This window comes from Sulfurimonas crateris (genome assembly GCF_005217605.1).
GTDB lineage: Bacteria > Campylobacterota > Campylobacteria > Campylobacterales > Sulfurimonadaceae > Sulfurimonas > Sulfurimonas crateris.
Map to the genome: position 1 here is coordinate 147,453 of NZ_SZPX01000007.1, position 15,875 is coordinate 163,327.

At 40.3% G+C, this 15,875-nt stretch carries 18 protein-coding genes; 16 read left to right on the forward strand and 2 right to left on the reverse strand.

The annotated features are described in order from the left end of the window. Positions 1 to 8: 8 nt before the first annotated feature. The 4 genes from FCU45_RS09845 to FCU45_RS09860 all read left to right on the forward strand — a co-directional run bounded on the left by FCU45_RS09845 (position 9) and on the right by FCU45_RS09860 (position 3,755). Positions 9 to 1,319: an alginate export family protein gene (locus tag FCU45_RS09845; protein WP_137014780.1), complete on the forward strand. Its 1,311-nt coding sequence runs from the start codon at positions 9 to 11 to the stop codon at positions 1,317 to 1,319. Between the two features lie 127 nt (positions 1,320 to 1,446). Then, entirely contained in the window at positions 1,447 to 2,412 is a 966-nt protein-coding gene (moaA, locus tag FCU45_RS09850) for a GTP 3',8-cyclase MoaA (RefSeq protein ID WP_137014782.1), read from the forward strand. Then, a complete protein-coding gene (locus FCU45_RS09855; RefSeq protein ID WP_137014784.1) occupies positions 2,412 to 3,170 on the forward strand; it encodes a 7-carboxy-7-deazaguanine synthase QueE in 759 nt (252 codons plus the stop codon). Before moaA ends, FCU45_RS09855 begins: the two co-directional genes overlap by 1 nt. A gap of 3 nt (positions 3,171 to 3,173) precedes the next feature. Beyond that, the gene (locus tag FCU45_RS09860) at positions 3,174 to 3,755 is read left to right on the forward strand and encodes a 6-pyruvoyl trahydropterin synthase family protein (RefSeq protein ID WP_137014786.1); all 582 of its coding nucleotides are present in this window, start codon (positions 3,174 to 3,176) and stop codon (positions 3,753 to 3,755) included. Here the strand turns inward: FCU45_RS09860 and FCU45_RS09865 are convergent. Continuing rightward, positions 3,752 to 4,969: a molybdopterin molybdotransferase MoeA gene (locus tag FCU45_RS09865; protein ID WP_137014788.1), complete on the reverse strand. Its 1,218-nt coding sequence runs from the start codon at positions 4,967 to 4,969 to the stop codon at positions 3,752 to 3,754. The two genes, FCU45_RS09860 and FCU45_RS09865, sit on opposite strands and share 4 nt — an antisense overlap. A 56-nt stretch (positions 4,970 to 5,025) precedes the next feature. On the opposite strand from FCU45_RS09865, the gene FCU45_RS09870 reads away from it, so the two are divergent. The 12 genes from FCU45_RS09870 to FCU45_RS09925 all read left to right on the forward strand — a co-directional run bounded on the left by FCU45_RS09870 (position 5,026) and on the right by FCU45_RS09925 (position 15,414). Then, positions 5,026 to 5,415: a hypothetical protein gene (locus FCU45_RS09870; protein ID WP_246032287.1), complete on the forward strand. Its 390-nt coding sequence runs from the start codon at positions 5,026 to 5,028 to the stop codon at positions 5,413 to 5,415. Beyond that, a complete protein-coding gene (locus tag FCU45_RS09875) occupies positions 5,406 to 6,083 on the forward strand; it encodes a 16S rRNA (uracil(1498)-N(3))-methyltransferase (protein WP_246032288.1) in 678 nt (225 codons plus the stop codon). The genes FCU45_RS09870 and FCU45_RS09875 overlap by 10 nt, the downstream gene beginning before the upstream one ends. A 100-nt stretch (positions 6,084 to 6,183) precedes the next feature. After that, entirely contained in the window at positions 6,184 to 6,384 is a 201-nt protein-coding gene (gene rpmE, locus FCU45_RS09880) for a 50S ribosomal protein L31 (RefSeq protein WP_137014794.1), read from the forward strand. 12 nt (positions 6,385 to 6,396) lie between these two features. Beyond that, positions 6,397 to 7,212 (forward strand): 16S rRNA (cytidine(1402)-2'-O)-methyltransferase, encoded by an 816-nt coding sequence (rsmI, locus tag FCU45_RS09885; protein WP_137014796.1) that lies wholly within the window; start codon positions 6,397 to 6,399, stop codon positions 7,210 to 7,212. A gap of 50 nt (positions 7,213 to 7,262) precedes the next feature. Then, positions 7,263 to 7,940, forward strand: coding sequence for a 23S rRNA (guanosine(2251)-2'-O)-methyltransferase RlmB (rlmB, locus tag FCU45_RS09890; RefSeq protein WP_137014798.1), 678 nt, complete (start codon positions 7,263 to 7,265; stop codon positions 7,938 to 7,940). Beyond that, positions 7,940 to 8,731 carry a helix-turn-helix domain-containing protein gene (locus tag FCU45_RS09895; RefSeq protein ID WP_137014800.1) on the forward strand — a complete coding sequence of 264 codons (792 nt, stop codon included), beginning with the start codon at positions 7,940 to 7,942 and terminating at the stop codon, positions 8,729 to 8,731. Before rlmB ends, FCU45_RS09895 begins: the two co-directional genes overlap by 1 nt. Beyond that, on the forward strand, positions 8,725 to 9,573 hold the full coding sequence (locus tag FCU45_RS09900; RefSeq protein WP_137014802.1) for a hypothetical protein: 849 nt from the start codon (positions 8,725 to 8,727) through the stop codon (positions 9,571 to 9,573). The genes FCU45_RS09895 and FCU45_RS09900 overlap by 7 nt, the downstream gene beginning before the upstream one ends. 56 nt (positions 9,574 to 9,629) lie before the next feature. Further along, positions 9,630 to 10,847: an LL-diaminopimelate aminotransferase gene (locus FCU45_RS09905; RefSeq protein ID WP_137014804.1), complete on the forward strand. Its 1,218-nt coding sequence runs from the start codon at positions 9,630 to 9,632 to the stop codon at positions 10,845 to 10,847. Positions 10,848 to 10,980: 133 nt separating this feature from the next. Beyond that, entirely contained in the window at positions 10,981 to 12,240 is a 1,260-nt protein-coding gene (locus tag FCU45_RS09910; RefSeq protein ID WP_137014806.1) for a homoserine dehydrogenase, read from the forward strand. A gap of 5 nt (positions 12,241 to 12,245) precedes the next feature. Then, a complete protein-coding gene (locus FCU45_RS09915) occupies positions 12,246 to 12,980 on the forward strand; it encodes an SDR family NAD(P)-dependent oxidoreductase (RefSeq protein ID WP_137014808.1) in 735 nt (244 codons plus the stop codon). A 40-nt stretch (positions 12,981 to 13,020) separates the two neighbouring features. Continuing rightward, a complete protein-coding gene (locus FCU45_RS09920) occupies positions 13,021 to 15,084 on the forward strand; it encodes a molybdopterin oxidoreductase family protein (protein ID WP_137014810.1) in 2,064 nt (687 codons plus the stop codon). Then, positions 15,085 to 15,414 carry a YraN family protein gene (locus FCU45_RS09925; RefSeq protein ID WP_137014812.1) on the forward strand — a complete coding sequence of 110 codons (330 nt, stop codon included), beginning with the start codon at positions 15,085 to 15,087 and terminating at the stop codon, positions 15,412 to 15,414. Here FCU45_RS09925 and FCU45_RS09930 read toward each other — a convergent pair. Continuing rightward, positions 15,411 to 15,806: a thioredoxin family protein gene (locus FCU45_RS09930; RefSeq protein ID WP_137014814.1), complete on the reverse strand. Its 396-nt coding sequence runs from the start codon at positions 15,804 to 15,806 to the stop codon at positions 15,411 to 15,413. The genes FCU45_RS09925 and FCU45_RS09930 overlap by 4 nt on opposite strands. Between the last annotated feature and the right edge of the window lie 69 nt (positions 15,807 to 15,875).

Genomic DNA, 15,875 nt, shown 5'->3' on the forward strand with positions numbered 1-15,875 from the left:
GAGAAAAAATGAGAAAAATGGTAAAAATGTCAATGGCTGCGGTCATGATGATGGGGATAGGTTCAGTTTCTGCGCAAGCTGAAGGGCTAGACATCTTAAGCAACATCAAAGCTAAAGGTGAAATCAGAGCTCGTTATGAGATGGTGGATCAAGATGGGAAGGATAATGCCAATGCATTCACAAATCGCTTGACGATTGGAGTGAGTGCAGACTTGCTCGGTACTGATTGGCTAAGTGCGTATGCAGAAATGACTGATGTACGTGCATTAAATGAAAACTATAATAGTACGACAAATGGGCAGATTAACCATGCTACAGTTGTAGATCCTGAGCAGACTCGTCTTACACAGGCGTATGTAGATATTAAGCTTGGTAAACCGACTCTTAGAATAGGTCGTCAGATGATCAATCTTGATAACCAGAGATTTGTAGGAGCGGTAGGCTGGAGACAGATGTTCCAGACATTTGATGCTTATACATTAACTTGTAACAGTATTGAAAACCTGAATGTATTTGCGTCTTACGTAACACAAGTAAATACAATAAAAGCTGAGTCTACTGCTGCTGAAAATGGAACTGCTAATCCTACTGCAGATAGCTATGATACTAGAACGGTTCTTTTAAATGCTTCATATAAGGTTATGCCAGAACTAAAGGCTACCGCGTATGCATATTTAATTGGAGAGGGTACTGCTGGTGGAAGTCATGATACTTACGGTTTGGCACTTACTGGTAATGTCGCTGTTTCTGACGGTGTTAAACTAAACTATCGTGCAGAGTACGCAACACAGACAGATCCATCTTTAGAAAATTCAGGTTATAGCGGTACAGGAGAAAAAGCTGATGCTAGTTACTATAACTTAGAACTTGGTGCAAATGTGAGCGGCTTCTTAGTGGGTGCTAGATATGAAGTATTAAGTGGCCAAGGAAATGCTGCGGCTGGCGGTGATACAACATTTCAAACTCCTTTAGCTACACTACATGGACAAAATGGTTGGGCAGATATATTTTTGAATAATGGTGGTAACCAAGGTTTGGAAGACATGAGCATTATGGTTGGATATACATCAAAAGATTTTGGTACTGCTAAAGTGATTTACCATGACTTTAATGCAGAAGCTGCTGTAGCAGGGCAAGTTGAAGAGTTTGGCCAAGAAATTGATGCTATTTATACAAGAGCAATTCCCGGCGTAAATAATTTAACTGGTATGGTTAAATTTGCTTCATATATGGCAGATTCAAAAAATACTGCTGGTACAGGTAATACTGACACAGATAAAATCTGGTTAATGTTAGATTACAAATTTGCTAGCAAATAGTTTCTAGCTCTCAATCCACTCTCTATGTGGCTTGAAACCTCTCTCTTTTACAACCTAAAAAATATTTAACCTACTTTTTACCTCCAAAAGATATAATACAAACATATAAAACACTTTAGGAATTATTATGCTAATAGACAGCTACCATAGAGTAGTGGATTATCTTCGTATCTCTGTGACAGAGCGCTGCAACTTTAGATGTCAATACTGTATGCCTGAAAAACCGTTCTCATGGGTGCCAAAAGAGAATCTGCTTACATTTGAAGAGCTATTTTTGTTCGTAAAGGTAGCAATAGATGAGGGTATAAAAAAGATCCGCATAACAGGCGGAGAGCCTCTTTTACGTGAAGATCTTGATGTCTTTATAAAGATGATCTACGACTATGCGCCTGATATTGACCTTGCCATGACGACAAATGCGTATCTGCTAAAATCGACCGCTCAAAAGTTAAAAGATGCAGGGCTAAAGCGTTTAAATGTAAGCATAGACACTCTAAAACCCGAAGTCGCCCAAAAGATAGCGGGCAAGGATGTTTTAGCAAATGTTTTAGAGGGTGTCGAGGAAGCAAGAGCGGTAGGGCTTAAAGTAAAAGTAAATATGGTCCCTATGAAAAATATGAACGCAGATGAGATAGTAGATGTCCTAGAGTACTGCAAAGAGCGCGGAATGTCCATAAGGTTTATAGAATACATGGAGAACCGCTTTGCATCCAAGGAGATAAGCGGTCTGAAATCGGATGAGCTTCTTGCAATATTAAGAGAGTATTATGAGTTTGAAGATGAGGGGTTTGACGGTGCATCTCCATCTCACTACTACCGTATGAGCGACGGATACAGATTTGGAATAATCGAACCGTATGAGGATGATTTCTGCAAGCAGTGTAACCGCATAAGATTGACGGCAGAGGGACAGCTTATTCCGTGTCTTTACTTCGATGAGGCACTAAGCATAGGTAAAGCCATAAAAGCAGGAGATGTAGCCGGAGCTGCCGAAGTACTAAGAGAAGTTGTTAAAAACAAGCCTGAAAAGAATCGCTGGGGCGGAGAGGATGGTGAAATTTCATCACGCGCTTTTTATGAAACGGGTGGTTGATGATATATTTAGTAGAACATTTCTATAGTATTCAGGGTGAGGGGCGTTACGTTGGTACTCCATCACTCTTTTTTCGTTTTGGCGGATGTAATATGAAGTGCGAGGGGTTTGGGTGCATTGAGAGCACGCCAAACGGCACTAAAGTTCTGGGATGTGACACAGTATATGCAGTTAACAGAGAACATTTTTTACAAAACTGGATACCTATTGAAAACCCAAAAGAGCTTTTAAATGTGTTGAATCTATATGATCTGCCAAAAAAAGTTGACATTGTACTCACAGGCGGAGAGCCGCTTATTTACGCAAACGAAACCATATTTATAGAGTTTATAGAGGCTTTGATTGAGGATGGTCATAGAGTCACATTTGAGACCAACGGCTCTTTAGGTATTGATTTTGAGCGCTATCCAATCTACAAAAAAGCAGTTTTTGCGCTATCAGTAAAGCTCTCAAACTCGAATGAAGCATTTAGCAAAAGAGTCAGAGGCGATATTATAAACTCAATTGCCACAAACGCAAAAGAGGCTTTTTTTAAATTCTCTATAGATGCCAACTCCATAGATCTTGGGCTTGAGGAGGAGATATCAGAGATAGCTGCGCATGCTCCAAATTGCGATATCTACTGTATGCCTCTTGGCGGAACAAAAGAGGAAGTAGAGGCGAACACAGAGCCGCTTATAGAGTTTTGCAAATCAAAAGGGTACAATTTCAGTGACAGACTTCATATACGGATATGGGATCAAAACAGAGGTGTTTAATAGATGATTATAAGAAAACTTTTTAAATTTGAAAACGCTCATATTGTTCGCGGCTGTTCAAGCGTAAAGTGCAGAAGCTCTCTGCATGGGCACTCTTACCAGGTCGAACTTCTATTTGAGTCAAATTTTCTTGATAACGGTCAGATGGTGTATGACTTTGGGCTTATGAAGCAGAATATGAAAGATATCATTGACTGTTTTGACCACTCTATTGCCATCTGGAGCGGTGATGAGGAGAAATATATAGCCGATATGCAACTGCATTCAGATAGATGGGTCCTTTTGCCGGTTTCTCCATCTGCAGAGCAGTTTAGCCGTGTTATATTTGTGTTTATTGACAAGCTTTTATCTCTCACAACGACTATCAACGGAGAGAGGGAAGTAAAACTTCACAGCGTGATCGTCCATGAGACCGCAACAGGCTATGCACAGGCATTTAGAGAGGATGCATACTCCCAAAATATGGGAGAGATAGATTTAAACGAGATAGAGTTCAGCCATGAGATCCAAAAGAGCTGGCAGGATGCAAGACTCTTTGATAAGATAAAGAATAGTGAGAGCTTTTTAAATCCTAAGAGCGTTTAGCTGCAAGAGAGGCTTTTTTGCTCTTTTGAGTTGAAGCTAAATCTCGTGGAGATCACTTTTACTCTGCTCTCTTTTTTAATAACCTCACACTTCTCATCTGCTATAATGTACGCATTAGAGAGTGAGAGAGGCGTTATCATCCCTGGTGAGAACTTATCGTAGGGAGTAAACTCTGCACCGTCAAAATATCCTGGGATAAGCGTTCTTCTACCCCCTCTTATGATGCACTCAGCAGCCGCCGTTGTCTCTATGGGTGCAATGTATTTCGCCGCGTCACCGCTAAGAGCCAAGATTATGCTTTGGGCAAAGAGTTCAAAGTTTAGAGCTGCGGCAAGCGGATTTCCGGGAAGATTAAGAACCAAAGTATCTTTTATGCGACCAAATGTTGTCGGTTTTCCGGGTTTGATCTCTACTTTGTCAAAAAATATCTCGTAACCAAACTTGCCAAACGCCTCTTTTGTAAAGTCAGCATCGCCGACACTCACTCCGCCTGATGTTATTACTAGGTCACTCTCAAGCGCGCTTTTAATATGTTCGTGTATATCTTCAAGCGAATCGCACGCAGTACCTATAAAATCGACTTCACATCCGAGTTCAAGCGCTCTTGCAAGAAATGTTGGAGAGTTTGTGTTATAGAGCTGGTGAGCCTCAACACTCTCAAAGTGCATCTTGAGCTCATTTCCGGAGGCAAAAATAGCAACTCTGGGTTTTTTGTAAACTTTAACGTGGCTGATCCCCTGCGATGCAAGAAGCGTGATGTGATGCGCATGGAGCCTCTCTCCTCTATTTAAAATAGTTGTTCCGCATTTAATATCTTCTCCGCAAAGACGAATGTGTCTGGAAGGTTTTATATCCTTTGGAAGTTTTACTCCGCTATTTGTAATAGTCACATCTTCAATGGGCACTATCGCTTCACATCCATGAGGTATTTTTGCCCCTGTCATTATCTTAATGGCAAACCCGCCACTTAGTTCCTCTTTTGAGTCATCACCCGCAAAGATCGTGTGCTCAACTTTGACATCTCTTAGAGCATCTTCGACTTTAACTGCATATCCGTCCATTGCTGAGTTGTCATAGGGTGGGAGGTTGTGAGAAGCGGCGATATCCCCAGCTAAAACATAACCCAAAGCCTCCTCAAGCGGCACTATCTTTAGCGACCTTGGATTAGCATTTTTATAAATAAATTCTAGTGCCTCTTCTATCGTAATAGCCATGTTTCTTCTTTTTCTCTTTTTATTGTAATATTCCACTCATGAATGAAATGTATGATATGAGTATTGTAACACACAACTGGGGCGTTATGTTAGTTTTGGGCATTATTTTTATAAATATTTTTATGCTGCTAAGCATACAAAATCTAGCAAAATACAGAAGAGCGATGCTGCTTTTTACACCGATCGCTGCAACGGCAATAGGGATGGTTATTTTTACGGGTGTCGTCATGATGGCAGCGAAGCATCTGGACTTTACTATAGAGAATATCGCTATGATAATTTTTGCACTCACTCTTATCTACTTGGAGCGCAAACGTGCTAAAGCACTTAGAGGTACTTCTCAAAAAGAGATCGATTCGTTTAAAAATTTTAAATCTTATGCGCTTAATATTTTGCTTATAGAGATATTTGTAACTCTTAGTATCTCTACTTGGATGTGGATTTGATATACATACTTGATGATGAGGCAGGAGAGCCTGAGCTTCATATAAGAGGAGATCTGCACAAGTATCTCATCAAAGTACGCCGTCACAAAGAGGGAGATGAGATAAGTTTCAGATCCCGAGAAAAGATAAAAATCCTGCACAGATACAAGGTCGAGTCAGTCGAGCCGAGAAGTGCTGAACTTAGGCTTCTCTCTTCAGAGGAGATCGAGGTAAAAAGCAAAAAACCGCTTCATATAGGGTGGTGCATTATAGATACGAACTCCATAGAGAAGGTTCTGCCCTCGCTTTGTGAAATAGGTATTGAGAGAATCTCTTTTATCTCATGTGAGAGAAGCCAGAGAAATATCAAGCTCGATTTCAAAAGGTTTCAAAGAATTATGGAAGCTTCCATGCAGCAGTGCGGAAGAAGCAGCTATATTGAGTTTGACACATATAAAAATATAGATGAGTTTGTGGAAAAATTTCCGGCTACCAACGTCTTTGATTTTTGTGATGAGACCCTTAGCGACTACAGCGATATAAAAACGGTTTTAATAGGGTGTGAAGGTGGCTTTTCTGCAAAAGAGAAAGAGCTTCTCTCATCTCTAAAAAGATTCAGACTAGACACTCCGATGGTTCTGCGCTCCGAGAGTGCCGTTCTTGCAATTGCAAGCAAAATAGTACTTTAAGATATTTTTTGCTATAATCCGTTTTCTAAAAATCCGCCCCCATACGGATTTAAAAAATATATAGATATTCGCACGTAAACGAGTATCAAAAGGCAAAAAAATGAAAAAAGATATTCACCCGAAATTAGTAAAATGTTCTGTAAGCTGCGCTTGTGGAAACAGTTTTGAGACAGAGAGCACAAAAGAGGAGCTAAGAGTAGATATTTGTAACGAGTGTCACCCGTTCTTTACAGGTTCTGAGAGAATGGTTGATACTGCGGGAAGAATTGAGAAATTCAACCAGCGTTACGCAAAAAAATAATCAAGATTTTTCTTGCTTACACTTGTCCCGACTCCAATTGGGAATATAGGCGATATATCGCTTAGAGCCATCGAAGCTCTAAGCGGAGCCGATACACTTCTATGCGAAGATACCCGCATAACAAAGAAACTTATCCACATACTCAAAGAGCGCTACCAGACTGCTTTTAAACCCGAACAAAATTTTATCTCCCTTCATTCACACAATGAAAAAGAGTTCATCTCAAATCTTGAACCATCATTTTTCGAACAAAACGTTGTCTATGTAAGCGATGCAGGAATGCCCGGAATCAGCGATCCCGGGCAAGAGCTTGTAAGATTTTGTCAAAAAAACGCTCTTACTTATGATGTTCTGCCTGGGGCAAACGCACTCTTAACAGCTTTTGTAGCGAGCGGCTTTGTTGAAACAAAGATGCTTTTTTGGGGATTTCTGCCGCACAAGGGCAAAGATAGAGAGGCATCTCTACTGGGAGCTCTTGGCAGCGGATTTACCACAATTTTGTATGAATCTCCGCACAGACTTAAAAAACTTCTTGATGAGATCTCTTGTGAGGAGCCGACAAGAGAGATATTTTTGGCAAAAGAGCTTACGAAAAAGTATCAAAGCTACTATTTTGGAGTAGCAGATGAGATAAAGCACTCAATCGACGCAAATATAAGAGGCGAGTGGGTTGTAGTTATTAGGGCTTCTGAGGGGCAAAACAGCAGCGCAATAAGTCAAAATGATATTTTAGAGCTTGATCTGCCAAAAAAAGTTCAAGCAAAACTTATATCTAAAATAACGGGCGAAAATACAAAAGCTTGTTATGAGAGACTTTTAAAACTGTAACAACATATCTTTGATATGCTGTTTTTAATTTTTTTGGGTAGAATGTTCAAATGTTAATTTATGCTAAACAACCAATCAATTATATTATCGAGAATCATCCGCTCAAGATAAAAACGCTTTACCTTGCAAAAGAGATAGATAAAAAAGAGTATTCGCGTCTTATGAAGATGGGCTTTGAGATAAAGAGGATCCCATCCGATGCGGCTGGAAAAATGTGCAAAAATGCATCCCATCAGGGGATCCTTGCAGAAGTTGAGGATTATGCTCTTCACAGCTACAAATCATTTTTAAACTATGAGTTCGTTCTTGTTCTATCGGGTCTGACGGATGTCGGCAATATCGGTGCGATCATTAGAACAGCTTACGCTCTTGGGGTAGAGGCAGTTATTGCATGCGGTGTGAAATCACTTCCTCTTGAAGCAGTTGCAAGAACAAGTACTGGGGCGCTCTTTGATATGCCTTTTGCCATAGAGACCAATATTCACGATGTTATAAACGATCTTAAGATGTCCGGGTTTACCTCGTACGGTGCAGATATGGGCGGCACGGATATAAAAGACGTAAAAGTAAAAGGCAAACGCGCACTCTTTTTAGGAAGCGAAGGAGAGGGACTAACAGCTAGAGTCAGCTCGAAGCTCGATGAGATCGTAAGCATAAAGATGGCACATAAGTTCGACTCACTAAATGTCGGTGCGGCAGGAGCAATTTTAATGGATAGGATGAGATAATGAGTGAAGATTTTGATAGATTAAAAAAAATCGGTGTACAAAAAATCCATGAAAAAACACATATAGCAAGAACACATATTGAAGCTATATTCAATGAGAATTTCGAAGGAATGGGCAGTGTTCAGCTTGTTGGTTTTATCTCAATACTTGAGAGAGAGTACGGTCTTGATCTAAGTGATCTAAAGAGCAGGGCAAGAGAACATTTTAAGAGTCAAAAAACTCTCGAAGAGAGTGCCAAGAAGGTCAAGATTTTTGCAGCATCAAAGAAAAAAAGAGAATCTACGCTCACCTATCTGCTTATAGGGCTAGCACTACTCTTTACGCTGCTATATTTCGCTTCAAGAGCACCTCAAAGCGAGACCATTGATATAAAAGAGGAGCTGACTCCAGCTCTGAGTGTGATTTCGGATGGCAATAACGACTCTGCGTTAGATACCAACTCATCCCAAGATGGTTTGATGGAGTCAACGGGAGTAGAAGAGGAGATAGTGATAGAGCCTGAGGTAAAGCCGCTATCTTTTAAGATAATGCCAAAAACAAAAGTTTGGCTGGGCTACATTGATCTATCAGACTATAAAAAGAGACAGACTACATTTGCTAATGAGCTTGAACTTAATGCAACAAAGAACTGGCTTCTCTCATTTGGGCACGGACATATCAATATAGAGATAAACGGTGAGGTAACCGAGTTTAAAGACCCAAAGACTGTAAGATTTTCATATATTGATTCGGAGTTAAAAGAGATAGGGTTTGATGAGTTTAAAAGATTAAACAGAGGCAACGGATGGTAAAACTACTTCTGCTTTCTGCTCTGCTTTTCTCATCTCTTTTTTCTGCCGAAATAAAGAGTAAAAATCAAAACGATCTTGTTATTGAGAAGGTGAAGAGTCTTATATCTCCTGCAACCTTTGCAAAAGATAAGGAGTTTATAAATATTATATTCTCTCCCAGAGAGGATTACTATATCTCAAAGGAGCGAGTAGACTCCGTAAAAGTTATCCAAACCCTCAAAGAAAACGGTATTTTAAATCTATTTTTCCAAACTCCGCGTGAGACAAATATAAGCTTTAAAACAGAGGGAGTACCTCTCTTTTTTGTAAAGATTATGAGTGATTCTCTGAGAAATATAGGTTATTACAGATATGTGACAAAAGAGTCTCTCTACAATGATTCCAAATTCACTTGGACGATCAGTATGTTATCCGAGTATGCCACCGATCCGCTGATACTGAGCCAAGAGCTAAAAAAGAGCAACTGTGAGATCATAGATGTTGTAAGAGAGTCTCAAACGGACTGGATATATGTTATCGATATGAAAAATGCCAAGTTAAATGTTGCCACTCTTGAAGATTCAGAAGAGTTTAGATTGAAAAGATCGCTCTACTCATACTGGCTTGACGTATCAAAAATAGGCAAGATAGAGATAACGAGCTCTTATAGAAACGACTGGTATCCATATATAGCTTATTATGATAAATCTCTCAAGCTGTTGCGCGTTATAAAGATAGATGAAAAGAGAAGCCGTATTACCCTAAATATGAGAGAAAATACGCACTACATCAAGATCTCTGATATATACTCTCTTAAAAATATCAAAGATGATTTGGTTTTAAAACCAACAATCAAGAAATAAACAAATTATAAATAATTTTCGATAGAATGTCGTTAATAATTTAAGCAGGAATACTCATGTTTGACGAAATACAATTTGATAGAATGAAAAGATTACCGAAGTACGTTTTTGCCGAGGTAAATGAGCTTAAAATGGCTGAGCGCAGAGCCGGCGCCGATGTAATAGATTTCTCTATGGGAAATCCTGACGGGGATACTCCTGAACATATTAGACAAAAGCTTATTGAGTCTGCGCAAAAAACAAAGACACACGGTTATTCAACGTCAAAGGGTATTCCTAAGCTTTTAGGTGCGATCGCTGATTGGTACAAAAGAAGATACGACTGTGATCTAGACCCTATGACAGAATGTGTTGCAACAATGGGTTCAAAAGAGGGCTATGCCCATCTTGCATACGCTATAACAAATCTAGGCGATGTGACGATCGTACCAGATCCTACATATCCTATACATGAGTACGCATTTATACTTGCCGGCGGAAGCGTCATTAAATTCGGGATAGAGTTCGATGAAGACTACAAGGTAGATGAAGAGAAGTTTTTTGAAGATCTTGCAAAGGTCTTTAAAGAGAGCTCTCCTAGACCAAAGTATGTTTTGGTTAATTTTCCTCATAACCCTACGACCGCAACGGTTACGCAAGAGTTTTATGTAAGGCTGGTAGCTCTTGCGAAAGAGCTTAGATTTTACGTAATCAGCGATATTGCATACGGAGATATAACATTCGGTGATTATGTAACTCCTTCTATTATGAGCGTCCCAGGAGCAAAAGATGTGGCGGTTGAGAGTTTTACGCTATCAAAGAGCTACAATATGGCAGGATGGCGTGTAGGGTTCTTTGTAGGAAACAAAAAGCTTATCGGCGCGCTTCAAAAGATAAAATCTTGGCTTGATTACGGTATGTTCACTCCTATTCAGGTCGCGGCTACAATAGCGCTCAACGGCGATCAGCAGTGTGTCAGAGACATCACGGCAAAATATGAGCATCGTCAAGATATTCTTTTAGAGGCGTTTGAGAGAGCAGGCTGGCATATCAAAAAAAATCAGGCAAGTATGTTCGTCTGGGCAAAGCTTCCTGAGTGTGTGGCACATCTGGGAAGTTTAGAGTTCTCAAAAAGACTGCTTGTAGAAGCTGGTGTCGCAGTTGCTCCCGGTATCGGTTTTGGAGAGTTTGGAGAGGGTTATGTTCGTATAGCTCTTATAGAAAACGACAACAGAATACGTCAGGCAGCACGTAATATAAAAGAGTTTTTAAGACAATTTGAAGAGAAAAAATAATCACACTGGTGTGATGGGCTTCCTGCCGAAGGAAACCAAGCGTTAGCGTAGATAGAGGAATTACTTCCTCTATCGTGACAGGATGGGGATAAAAGGTTCCCTTAAATTTATGCAATAAATTAAAGGAATTGATATGATTAAGGTAGGAATTATAGGCGTTGGAACTGTTGGAACGAGTGTAGCACAGATTTTAAAAGACAATGCTGATGTGATTTCTGCTCGTGCCGGAGTTGATATAGTCGTAAAGAGCGGTGTAGTAAAAGATCTAAACAAGGATAGAGGTTTAGATATTAAACTCACAGACAATGTTGATGACATATTAAATGACGAAGAGATAGATATCGTCGTTGAACTTATGGGCGGTGTCGAGGAGCCTTTTGAGATAGTCAAAAAGGCGCTCAAAAACGGTAAAGCCGTAGTAACTGCAAACAAAGCGCTTTTGGCGTACCACCGCTATGAACTCCAAGATATCGCGCAAGATATCGCTTTTGAGTATGAAGCAAGTGTCGCAGGCGGCATTCCTATCATCAATGCCCTTCGTGACGGGCTCTCGGCAAATCATATTGAGTCTATTAAGGGAATTATGAACGGAACGAGCAACTATATGCTTACCGAGATGGTCCAAAACGGCGTTAACTACGATGATGTCCTAAAAAGAGCGCAAGAGCTAGGTTATGCGGAAGCTGATCCTACATTTGACGTGGGTGGATATGACGCTGCTCACAAGCTTTTGATCTTGGCAAGTATTGCTTATGGCATAGATGCAAAACCTGAAGATATTCTAATCGAGGGAATCGAGAACGTATCAAAAGAGGATGTAGAGTTTGCAAATGAGTTTGGATATGCAATCAAGCTTCTGGGAATTGCCAAAAAAGATGCAAATATGGTAGAGCTTCGCGTTCATGCAAGTATGATAAGCAAAGATGAGATGATAGCAAAGATAGACGGCGTTATGAACGGTATCAGCGTTGTCGGCGATAAAGTAGGAGAGACTCTCTACTACGGACCGGGTGCGGGCGGAGATGCGACTGCGAGTGCCGTTGTCGCAAATATTATAGATATTGCAAGAAGCGGAAAGAGCAAGCCGATGCTTGGTTTTGACAAGCCGATGGAGCGCGGGCTTATTTTAAACCCCGCTCTTGATATTGAGTCAAAGTACTACCTGCGTATAAATGTCTCCGATAAAAAGGGAGTTTTGGCAAAAGTTACAAAGATGTTTGAAGATAACGATATATCTGTTGAGACAATGCTTCAGCGTCCATCTTCAAAAGAGAGCGCAAATCTTCTAATATCTACGCATTGTGCCTTTGAGAGAGATATACAAAATCTTATAGATTCGCTTGAAAAGCTTGAGTTCGTAAACTTTAGACCTGTTATGATCAGGATTGTATAAAAAAGGTGAAAATCCTAGTAACTGGGGCTAGCAGCGGAATAGGCGAAGCTCTCGCAAAACTATATGCTACTCAAGATAACAAGCTCTATCTTCTTGCCAGAAGAGAAGATAGACTTCAAAAACTCCAAACAAAACTAGCGCCACTTGCAAAAAAAGTAGAGATCATAGTATGTGACGTGACTGATTTTGATACTCTGCAACGTAAGATGAGAGAGCTGCCAGATGTAGATATGGTTATCTTAAATGCGGGAATATCGCTCGGACACTCGTTAGAGATCACCCCCTTCGAGGAGTTTAAAAGACTCTACGATGTCAACATCATCTCAAACCACGCCATACTTGAGATACTTCTTCCAAAGTTTTTAGAAAAAAAGAGCGGCAAAATAGTCTTTATCTCCTCTTTGGCATCCATATTTTCAATGCCTAGCTCAAAAGTATACAGCTCATCCAAAAGAGCCCTTAATGCTTACGCCGAAGGACTAAGATACAAGTACGAGCCGCACGGCATAAAGGTTTTAAACATACTTCCTGGTTTTGTAAAAAGCGAGCTCACCGACAAGAACAAGTTTTATATGCCCTTTTTATTAAGCACCGAAGATGGAGCTAAGATCATAAAGAGGGCTATAGATAAAGAGAGAAGATTTTACGCTTTTCCGAGAAGATTTTACTATTTGATACTTCTGTTTAAATATCTTCCCTTGTTTTTAAAACAAAAGATTATTAAACATCTTTTTCGCTAATATTACCCATTAAAAACCACCAAAAAGTTAAAAAAACATCATGGAAAATACTCAAACAATAGATAGCGTCTGCACATACTGCGGGGTTGGGTGCGATATAGCCGCACATGTAAAAGATAACAAGATCCAGAAGATCTTCGCACACAAAGATGGAGTCGTCTCACAGGGAAAACTCTGTATAAAAGGGAAGTACGGGTTTGATTTTGTCGACTCAAAAGAGAGACTTAGAATCCCGAGAATCAAAAAGAGCTTTTTAGATAAAAACCCATCTATAAAAGAGGCTATTGCATCATCTCTAGTTGATCTTGATGATGTTTGGTATGAGAGTGATCTAGAGAGTGCTACGACTGCTGCTGCTATGAAGTTAAAAGAGATTCAGGCTAAATATGGCAGAAAGAGTATAGCTTCTATCGGAGGGGCAAGAACCTCATGCGAGAGCGTCTATTTTTTCCAGAAGTTTACCCGCCACACTCTTAACTCTCCACATGTCGATAATTGTGCTAGAGTCTGTCATTCGCCATCTCTTAAAGGTATGAGAACGACCATAGGCGAAGGAGCTGCTACAAACCCATACAACGACATCTACAACTGCGAGTTTATGATAGTCATAGGCTCGAATACGACAGAGGCACACCCGATAATCGCAAACCGTATCGTCGATATGGCGCAAAAACATGACAACCTGGCTGTTTTTGATGTTAGAGAGATCAAACTCCACCGTTTTGCAAAATATAAGGCGATCATGCCTTACGAGGCAAACCTGCTTGTCTTAAATATGCTCGCACATGTCATTATAAGCGAAGAGCTTTATGATGAGAGCTTTATAGCGGAGCGCACAAAAGGATTTAAAGAGTTTAAAGAGATGATCTTAAACGACCCATATGCCGACCCTAAATATTTTGAACAAATAGAGGGTTATGAGGATCTTGCTAAAATGATCCCAAAGATAGCAAGAGAGTATGCGCTTAAGAAATCTATGATATTTTGGGGGCTTGGGATCACTGAGCATACAGACGGTTCTTACGCGGTAATGGCTATAACGCACCTTGCTCTTATGACAGGCAATATTGGAAAATCTGGAGCGGGGCTTATGCCGCTTCGCGGACAGAACAATGTTCAGGGTGCTTGTGATATGGGGATGCTTCCTTACTATGACCCCGATTATCAAGAGCCAAAAGAGGTGGGCTTGATGACCCCTCAGCTTGTAGATGAGATGCTCGAAGGACGCGTAAAAGCTGTCTTAAATGTGGGCGAGGATCTCACACATATCCATCCAAATATAAACAAGGTTGACAGAGCCATACAGAACTTAGAACTTGTAATGGTTCAAGAGCTTTTTATGACAGACATAACCTCAAAAGCAGACATTGTTATAGGTGTTAAATCTGCGTATGAAAAAACAGGCGTTTATGTAAATGCAATGCGCCGTCTTCATCTATCTCAGCCTCTAGTAGAGTCCGACTTGCCTGATGATTGGGAGGTTCTGCAGCTTCTTGACAATAAGATGGGCGGTAAGAATGCCTATAAAAACTCGAACGAGATTTGGGATGAGGTTCGTGAAGTGGCATACCGTCGCTTTAGCGGAGCCAGCTATATAAGGCTGGAGCGCCACAGAAAAAGAGGACTTCAGTGGCCTGTTCACACAGAAGATACGCCGATTTTGCATCAGCTTGATTTTAGAACCGATGATGGATTGGGAGAGTTTCACTATCATCAGTACAAACTGCGCAATATGGTGCAAGAGATCGTTGAGAAAAAAGAGAGAAGTTACCATCTCACGACAGGAAGAACGATCGCAATGTATAATAATGCGGCTCAGACAAAGCAGACACCTAGTCTGGTTGACAGATACGATGAGGATATTCTGCTTGTAAATAGCTCTGATGCGGATGATTTTAGAGGCGAGCGCGTTATTTTGAGAACTAAGCATGGAGAGACAAAACCGCTAAAAGTAAAATTTACGGACAAAGTGGAGCCAAAAGCCCTTTTTGTGACATTTCACTATGCAGACTCCAAGATAAACGCGCTATTTGGAGATGAGAGCGACGAGCTTATTTTAACGGCGGCTTTTAAATCCGTAAAAGTGGAAGTAGTAAATATATAGATGAGCAGAGCCAAAGGGAACGCAGCGGAAGATATAGCCTGCCAATTCCTTGTGGATAACGGCTTTGCTATTGTAGAGCGCAATTTTTACTCCCGTTTCGGCGAGATAGATATTATCGCTTTAAAAGATGATGTTTTGCATTTTGTAGAGGTTAAGAGCGGGCTTGATTATGAGAGTGCCGTTTTAAACATAACAAAAAGCAAGCTCTCCAAAGTGATTAAAACAGCGCATGTCTATATGAAAAAGAGCTCTCTAGACATAGACTTTGTTTTTGATGCTCTTATCGTTGCAGAGCAAAAAGTGGAGTTTATAGAGAACATAACGCTCTAATCCTCTTTTTTAAGGTTAACCTCTTCGATAAGATCCAAAAACCCGTCAACCTCTCTGCTTCCTCTGTCGGCATGTATGATCTCGCCTCTGTTTGTCAAAAAATAGTGTCTTGGAACACCCTTGGTCACAAACTGTTTGGGTATATGGTGTCTGTCTCTTGAGAGGTATAAAAGCACATACTCCTCTTCAAGTCTGTCGATTGCTCTCTGGTTTGAGAGGGTGAGTTTTTTAAATCTTTCACACCATCTGCACTCATCAGCACCGATGAAAAGATAAACACCTTTCTCTTGCTTTTTTGCCTCAGAAAGTGCTTTAGCGTAATCGTTCAGCCAGTTTAATTCAGCGCTAAAAAGAGTTGAATATAGTATAAATAAAGAGATAAAAATTTTCATCTTATTTGTAAACACCCTTGAAATTATTTTTATACTATAATAACACAAAAATAAAAATGAAAATCAAAG

Coding starts and splice junctions, on each gene's coding strand:
- FCU45_RS09860 (WP_137014786.1), top strand. CDS start 3,174: ATGATTATAAGAAAACTTTTTAAATTTGAAAACGCTCATATTGTTCGC.
- FCU45_RS09925 (WP_137014812.1), top strand. CDS start 15,085: ATGAGCAGAGCCAAAGGGAACGCAGCGGAAGATATAGCCTGCCAATTC.
- FCU45_RS09855 (WP_137014784.1), top strand. CDS start 2,412: ATGATATATTTAGTAGAACATTTCTATAGTATTCAGGGTGAGGGGCGT.
- FCU45_RS09910 (WP_137014806.1), top strand. CDS start 10,981: ATGATTAAGGTAGGAATTATAGGCGTTGGAACTGTTGGAACGAGTGTA.
- FCU45_RS09920 (WP_137014810.1), top strand. CDS start 13,021: ATGGAAAATACTCAAACAATAGATAGCGTCTGCACATACTGCGGGGTT.
- FCU45_RS09870 (WP_246032287.1), top strand. CDS start 5,026: ATGAGTATTGTAACACACAACTGGGGCGTTATGTTAGTTTTGGGCATT.
- FCU45_RS09845 (WP_137014780.1), top strand. CDS start 9: ATGAGAAAAATGGTAAAAATGTCAATGGCTGCGGTCATGATGATGGGG.
- moaA (WP_137014782.1), top strand. CDS start 1,447: ATGCTAATAGACAGCTACCATAGAGTAGTGGATTATCTTCGTATCTCT.
- FCU45_RS09865 (WP_137014788.1), bottom strand. CDS start 4,969: ATGGCTATTACGATAGAAGAGGCACTAGAATTTATTTATAAAAATGCT.
- FCU45_RS09930 (WP_137014814.1), bottom strand. CDS start 15,806: ATGAAAATTTTTATCTCTTTATTTATACTATATTCAACTCTTTTTAGC.
- rlmB (WP_137014798.1), top strand. CDS start 7,263: ATGTTAATTTATGCTAAACAACCAATCAATTATATTATCGAGAATCAT.
- rpmE (WP_137014794.1), top strand. CDS start 6,184: ATGAAAAAAGATATTCACCCGAAATTAGTAAAATGTTCTGTAAGCTGC.
- FCU45_RS09895 (WP_137014800.1), top strand. CDS start 7,940: ATGAGTGAAGATTTTGATAGATTAAAAAAAATCGGTGTACAAAAAATC.
- FCU45_RS09900 (WP_137014802.1), top strand. CDS start 8,725: ATGGTAAAACTACTTCTGCTTTCTGCTCTGCTTTTCTCATCTCTTTTT.
- FCU45_RS09905 (WP_137014804.1), top strand. CDS start 9,630: ATGTTTGACGAAATACAATTTGATAGAATGAAAAGATTACCGAAGTAC.